Annotated in this window: 5 protein-coding genes; 4 read left to right on the top strand and 1 reads right to left on the bottom strand. The window is 41.0% G+C overall.

Features of this window, described 5'->3' with window-relative positions:
- Both IQ228_RS19310 and IQ228_RS19305 read left to right on the top strand, forming a co-directional pair.
- On the top strand, positions 1–481 hold a 481-nt coding region (locus IQ228_RS19310; RefSeq protein WP_193963986.1), incomplete at its 5' end, for a GUN4 domain-containing protein.
- A 368-nt stretch (positions 482–849) separates the two neighbouring features.
- Positions 850–1,422 (top strand): HD domain-containing protein, encoded by a 573-nt coding sequence (locus IQ228_RS19305; protein ID WP_027403844.1) that lies wholly within the window; start codon positions 850–852, stop codon positions 1,420–1,422.
- A gap of 172 nt (positions 1,423–1,594) precedes the next feature.
- Here the strand turns inward: IQ228_RS19305 and IQ228_RS19300 are convergent, their stop codons facing one another.
- The gene (locus tag IQ228_RS19300; protein WP_027403843.1) at positions 1,595–2,611 is read right to left on the bottom strand and encodes a ribose-phosphate pyrophosphokinase; all 1,017 of its coding nucleotides are present in this window, start codon (positions 2,609–2,611) and stop codon (positions 1,595–1,597) included.
- 749 nt (positions 2,612–3,360) lie between these two features.
- Between IQ228_RS19300 and IQ228_RS19295 the strand changes: the two genes are divergently transcribed.
- Entirely contained in the window at positions 3,361–5,073 is a 1,713-nt protein-coding gene (locus IQ228_RS19295; protein ID WP_193963984.1) for a serine/threonine-protein kinase, read from the top strand.
- A 54-nt stretch (positions 5,074–5,127) separates the two neighbouring features.
- Positions 5,128–5,805 carry a dethiobiotin synthase gene (gene bioD / locus IQ228_RS19290; RefSeq protein ID WP_027403841.1) on the top strand — a complete coding sequence of 226 codons (678 nt, stop codon included), beginning with the start codon at positions 5,128–5,130 and terminating at the stop codon, positions 5,803–5,805.
- Positions 5,806–5,849: the final 44 nt, after the last annotated feature.

The raw sequence follows: 5,849 nt of genomic DNA, 5'->3' as shown, positions 1-5,849 counted from the left end.
TAATTATAGTAAGCTAGAGGAATTGCTTATTAACAAAAAATGGCAAAGTGCTGATGAATGGACAAAGTATAAGATATTAGAAATAATGGGTTTACAAGAACAAGGATATTTCATGGCAGAAGATATTAAAAATTTTCCTTGTCAAGCCTTACAAACGATAGATAAACTGTGGGTAAAATATAGTAAAGGGCGTTTTGGTTTTAGCATCCAGAAAAGAATATGGGAAAAATTAGGTGGGAAAGCTGGAGTATTTAATGAAGAAAATTGGGTACTATTTGGAGAATATGTAGGATGGAGATCAACGAGAAATCATCAAATTTTATTTGCTGGTTGGACTACTAGAGAATGGTGTTATTATTCGGAAATAAACTTTAGTGAAAATGCAGTAGAAGGACATCTTCCTCGACTATGGTATGAATGGCGTGGTGGTTATGAATTATCTGCTATTCTCTTGAGATTGGAAGTGTGTAATTTCAGTTAATTAACAATAACGCCGAAATATACTAAACACGGGTGAGATTTAAACTTTTGCCAAATGACAAAGAACCCAGATGTGTAGGGGTTTAGCAGTGCTTAATGGTGTCAACTTAACGTGAAACCTGTAGCCCGCCTGGGAATGAATTCCCAGTCTAATAGCAGAAGTCATCTGAAGATGACTAAATAACCCGGAAATTTTTGAGTAAACTTTAGTTTACTTTCGCTATTAGCCCGGAAATTCATTTCCGGGCGGGTGTGGAAGCAAACAGATAAGCCATTTTTAACTTAAGTTGACACCAATGAGATTTTGCTTTACCCCTACGTTTAGAATCAAACAATCAAGCCGTTTTGAGTATACCTATTTAACTAAAAATGCTATCAGAAAGATTTACCCAAGCGCTTACCTACGCCCACGAACTTCATGCCACGCAAAAACGCAAAGCTGGGGATATTCCCTATATTACCCATTTACTGGGAGTAGCCAGCATAGCCTTAGAATATGGTGCTAATGAAGATGAAGCGATCGCAGCCCTACTACATGATGCCATAGAAGACCAAGGCGGAGCAGCCACCAGAGCAGAAATTCGTCGGCGGTTTGGGGATGATGTCACCGCCATAGTTGATGGTTGTACAGACACAGACACCACACCTAAACCCCCTTGGAAACCCCGGAAACAAGCCTATATTGCCCATATTGCCACCGCTTCCCCAGAAGTATTGCTAGTTTCCGCCGCTGACAAACTCCATAACGTCCGTTCAATTCTCAAAGATTATCGGATGATTGGTGATGCAGTTTGGGAACGTTTTCAAGGTGGCAAAGCAGGCACACTTTGGTATTATCGTTCCCTGGCAGATGCTTTCCAGAAAAATCAACTTACTCCTTTAGTAGAAGAATTAGAAAGAGTAGTTTCCGAATTAGAAATATTAGCTGCATACAAAAAATGAAGAACGAAAACTTTCATCCTTCATTATTCACAGTAAATTGCAGGTTGCAGGAGGTACAAAGTTAAAATCAAAACTCAAACACCACTCATGCCTTTACTCCTTCTTCCTCCTGACTCCTAACTCCTGACTTCTGCTGTATATTTCATCCTTTAGGATGATAGTTATTGGTTGATTAACGGAATAAACTACTGAGTGAGCTATCCTCATGAATCCGCCAAATTGCTTCTCCTAGTAGATTAGCAACAGAAAGCGTCACCAATTGCGGAAACTGATTAGCCTCTGGGATGGGAATAGTATTAGTGACTATAACTTCCTCAAAGACCCCGCTAGACAATCGCTCAATTGCCGGTGGGGAAAATACAGCATGAGTAGCACAGGCATATACCTGACTTGCACCTTCTTGACGTAGTAACTTAGCCCCCGCCGCAATCGTACCGCCAGTATCAATCATGTCATCCACCAATATGGCAGTTTTGCCTCTCACATCACCAATCACATTTAAAACCTCGGCGACATTATGAGCCTGACGACGTTTATCAATAATTGCCAATGGTGCATCATTCAATTTTTTCGCAAACGCCCTAGCCCGTGCTACCCCACCCACGTCAGGAGAAACAACCACAATATCCTGTAATCCTTTGCTAATGAGATAATCTAGGATAACTGGTGAACCATAGACATGATCAAAGGGGATATCGAAATAGCCTTGAATTTGGGCTGCGTGCAAATCCATCGCTAGAACGCGGTTAGCACCTGCTTCAGTAATCAAATTAGCAACTAACTTCGCAGTAATTGACTCTCTGCCGGCTGTTTTTCTGTCAGCGCGAGCATAACCATAGTAAGGAATTACTGCTGTAATCTGGCGTGCAGATGCTCGACGACAGGCATCAATCATAATCAGTAATTCCATCAAATGATCATTGACGGGTTGACAACTGGGCTGGATTAAATAGACATCACAACCCCGAATTGATTCTTGGATTTGAACATAAAGTTCTCCGTCCGCAAATCTTTTGCGAATCATTGGTCCCAAGTCCATACCTAGATAACGAGCGACTTCTTGCGACAGTGCTATATTGGCAGAACCGGAAAAAAGCCGCAGACGATTATTGTCAGGTAGTCCCGTTGCTATTGACTGAACTGGTAAAGTGGCAGAACTTAGCACAGCAGATCCTCGAAGTGCATTCATAGAAATATCATCAGAGATTGAGCAAACCTAGCCGAAATTGAGTAAACAAATATTGATCTTTCCAGTTGACTCTGGGGTGTTACAACACCTATGATTAAATAGCACCAAACGTGCAAATAATTATTTTATGATACTTATTACCCATTAATAACCCAGTTAACTGAAGATTAAATATTAATTTTAATAAATCCCCAGTCCTGGAAAAATTTGCCGTGAACTAAACCGCTTGATTTATAAGAAGATAGGTTCAAAACCCCGGAATTGATACCTGAAAATTTTGGGAATTTTCAGGTATCAATGTTTTGTCAGCCGGGGATGAAAGCTGTAAGAGGGGATTTATACCCCGGTGATAAGTTGATTATATTTGATGTTATCATCTCAATTGACAGGAAAGGTAATCAACCTGTATAAAAACGCTACCATATTGAACACATCCTGACTCAAGGCAGATCGTAAGAATAGAATAATGCAAGACTTATTTCTGGTAGTTCGTCAAACTTATTTTGACGGGTAATGATCGGAAAAAACTTCTGTTCTTCCCTCCCCTGCCCCCCGTGCCTCTCTTCTCCCCCTGCTTGACTTCACCCGTCATTTTCGGGTTGACAGACTACTAGTATACACTTCCTTGCAGGCGGTGTGACTGAGGAAAATTACGGAAGCTACAATTGAGACATCTTGTGTCACGTTGCGGATGGATGATGCTTTTACTAAGTTCTAGCTCAGTTGCTATTATATTCAATTAATAGATCATGCAATCACCGATTACAGTTGGTACTATCCTACAAAATCGTTACCACATAATTCACATTATTGGACAGGGGGGATTTGGTAGAACCTATCTAGCAGAAGACCAAAGACGCTTTAATGAACTTTGTGTTCTGAAAGAATTAATTGCCCCAATCACAGAAACATCTCATGGGCAAAAGGCACAGGAGTTATTTGAACGAGAAGCTGCAATCTTGTATCAAATTGAACATTCACAAATCCCCAAATTTCGAGAAAAATTTGCCCAAAATGAAAAGTTATTTTTGGTACAAGATTTTGTAGCTGGTAAGACATACCGCAATTTACTTAAAGAACGTCAAGACCAGGGAAAACCCTTCACTGAAGCAGATGTACTGCATTTATTGAGAACTTTATTACCTGTTCTTAGTTATATTCACGGTCAGGGAATTATTCATCGAGATATATCCCCAGAAAATATAATTTTACGGGAAAATGATTTTCTGCCTGTGTTAATTGATTTTGGAGTGGTTAAGGAGTTAGCCACAAAATTACAATCATCAAGTGCTACATCAGTAACAACTGTAGGTAAGTTGGGTTATGCGCCTAGCGAACAAATGCAGACGGGCAGGGCATATCCTAGTAGTGATTTGTATGCGTTAGCTGTGACTTCTATAGTTTTATTGACTGGGAAAGAACCCGCAGATTTATTTGATGAGCAGCAACTAACCTGGAATTGGCAAAAATGGGCAACGGTGAAACCAGAATTTGCTCAGGTTTTACAGCGAATGTTGAGTTATCTACCTGGGGAACGCTATCAAAGTGCGGCTGATGTTACTCAGGCACTGCTGAACATAGGCTATAGTAGTCAACCTCCAGCTAATTTATCTTCTTTACAAACTATTGCTATTGGTCACCGTCCTGAACCTATATCGAAAGCATCTGAAAGGCCGCAACCTTCAGTAGATTCTGGGCAAAGTAGCTCTATTTTGGATAATGGTTGGGCGTTGGGGGGTATCGGCTTTGTTGTAATTATTTTAGCAGGTTTTGGTTCTTGGACTCTAGTAAGTTCACTTAAAAATAAGCCTCGTTCATCGGCAGAAACGATGACAACGCCACAATCTTTTCCTTCTCCAGTTATTCCTAGTGGGATCACATTAACACCAACTCCAACACCGACTAATAGCGAACCTGTGATTAATCGCCAACGGCTGAAATTAGACAGGTCTAATATGGCGAAAGTTGAGGGAACACTGCGGGAAAATGAATTAGTTCAATATAGTTTGCAAGGTAAGATTGGGGAAAAGTTAGTTGTATCTGTAAATGAGAACAGTGGTATTATTCTGACGATTTTAACTGCTGATGGTGAAGTCGTGAATACTCAAGATCAACAATCTACATCTTATGAGGGAATATTAGCGAATGATGGCAAATATATTATTCAATTAGGTTTGTCCGGGGGTGTGGCAGAGGTTAATTATAGTTTGGATGTGGCTTTAGAAATGCCAACACCAACGGTAACACCAACGCCAACGGCAACACCAACGCCAACGGTAACACCAACACCAACGGCAACGCCAACGGTAACACCAACACCAACGGCAACACCAACGGTAACGGCAACACCAACGGTAACACCAACGGCAACGCCAACGGTAACACCAACACCAACGGTAACACCAACGCCAACGGCAACACCAACGCCAACGTCAACACCAGGGTTTAATGGGACCAATTAACGTTAAATTAGGAAAAGAAGCAAATTAAGTTGTCATTTTTAGCAGAAAACGTTGTTGAATACTTTACTGATTACGGGAACTGATACGGATGCTGGCAAAACTGTTGTGACAGCAGCTTTAGCGGCTTATTGGCAAAAATATTATCCTCAGCGCAGTTTGGGGATTATGAAGCCAATTCAATCGGGGGTGGGTGATAGGGAATTGTACCAAAGTCTGTTTAATTTGGAACAATCGCTGGAGGCAATTACTCCTTTGTATTTTCAAGCACCTTTAGCACCTCCTATTGCGGCTGCTAAGGAAAATCGTCAAGTTGATTTGGCGATCGCTTGGCGAACTTTGTTATCTTTACAAAAACAGCGTGATTTTGTGTTGGTGGAATCTTTGGGGGGTTTAGGTTCACCAGTTACCAATGAGTTGACTGTGGCTGATTTGGCGGGTGAATGGCGATTGAAAACTATTTTGGTTGTGCCGGTGAGATTGGGGGCGATCGCTAGTGCTGTGGCTAATGTAGCATTAGCTAGGCAAACTAAAATCAATCTGCGGGGGATTATTCTTAATTGTACCCAACCTCGCACCGAGGAAGAAATTGCTGATTTAACGCCACCAGATTTAATTCGATCATTAACAAATATTCCCATTTTAGGTTGTGTTCCCTACCTAGAAAATCCTAGAGATTTGGAAAAACTTGCCGAAGTGGCTGCGGCTTTGGACTGGGAAATATATTGTAGGTAATTGGTAATTGGTAATTGGTAATTGGTAATGGGGAAGAGTTTTTT

This window comes from Dolichospermum sp. LEGE 00246, from assembly GCF_015207865.1.
Taxonomy (GTDB): domain Bacteria; phylum Cyanobacteriota; class Cyanobacteriia; order Cyanobacteriales; family Nostocaceae; genus Dolichospermum; species Dolichospermum heterosporum.
This window is presented reverse-complemented; position numbering and strand designations above follow the sequence as displayed.

Excerpts from the sequence above, each read along its gene's own strand:
- IQ228_RS19305 (WP_027403844.1), top strand. The coding sequence starts at position 850 with ATGCTATCAGAAAGATTTACCCAAGCGCTTACCTACGCCCACGAACTT.
- IQ228_RS19300 (WP_027403843.1), bottom strand. The coding sequence starts at position 2,611 with ATGAATGCACTTCGAGGATCTGCTGTGCTAAGTTCTGCCACTTTACCA.
- IQ228_RS19295 (WP_193963984.1), top strand. The coding sequence starts at position 3,361 with ATGCAATCACCGATTACAGTTGGTACTATCCTACAAAATCGTTACCAC.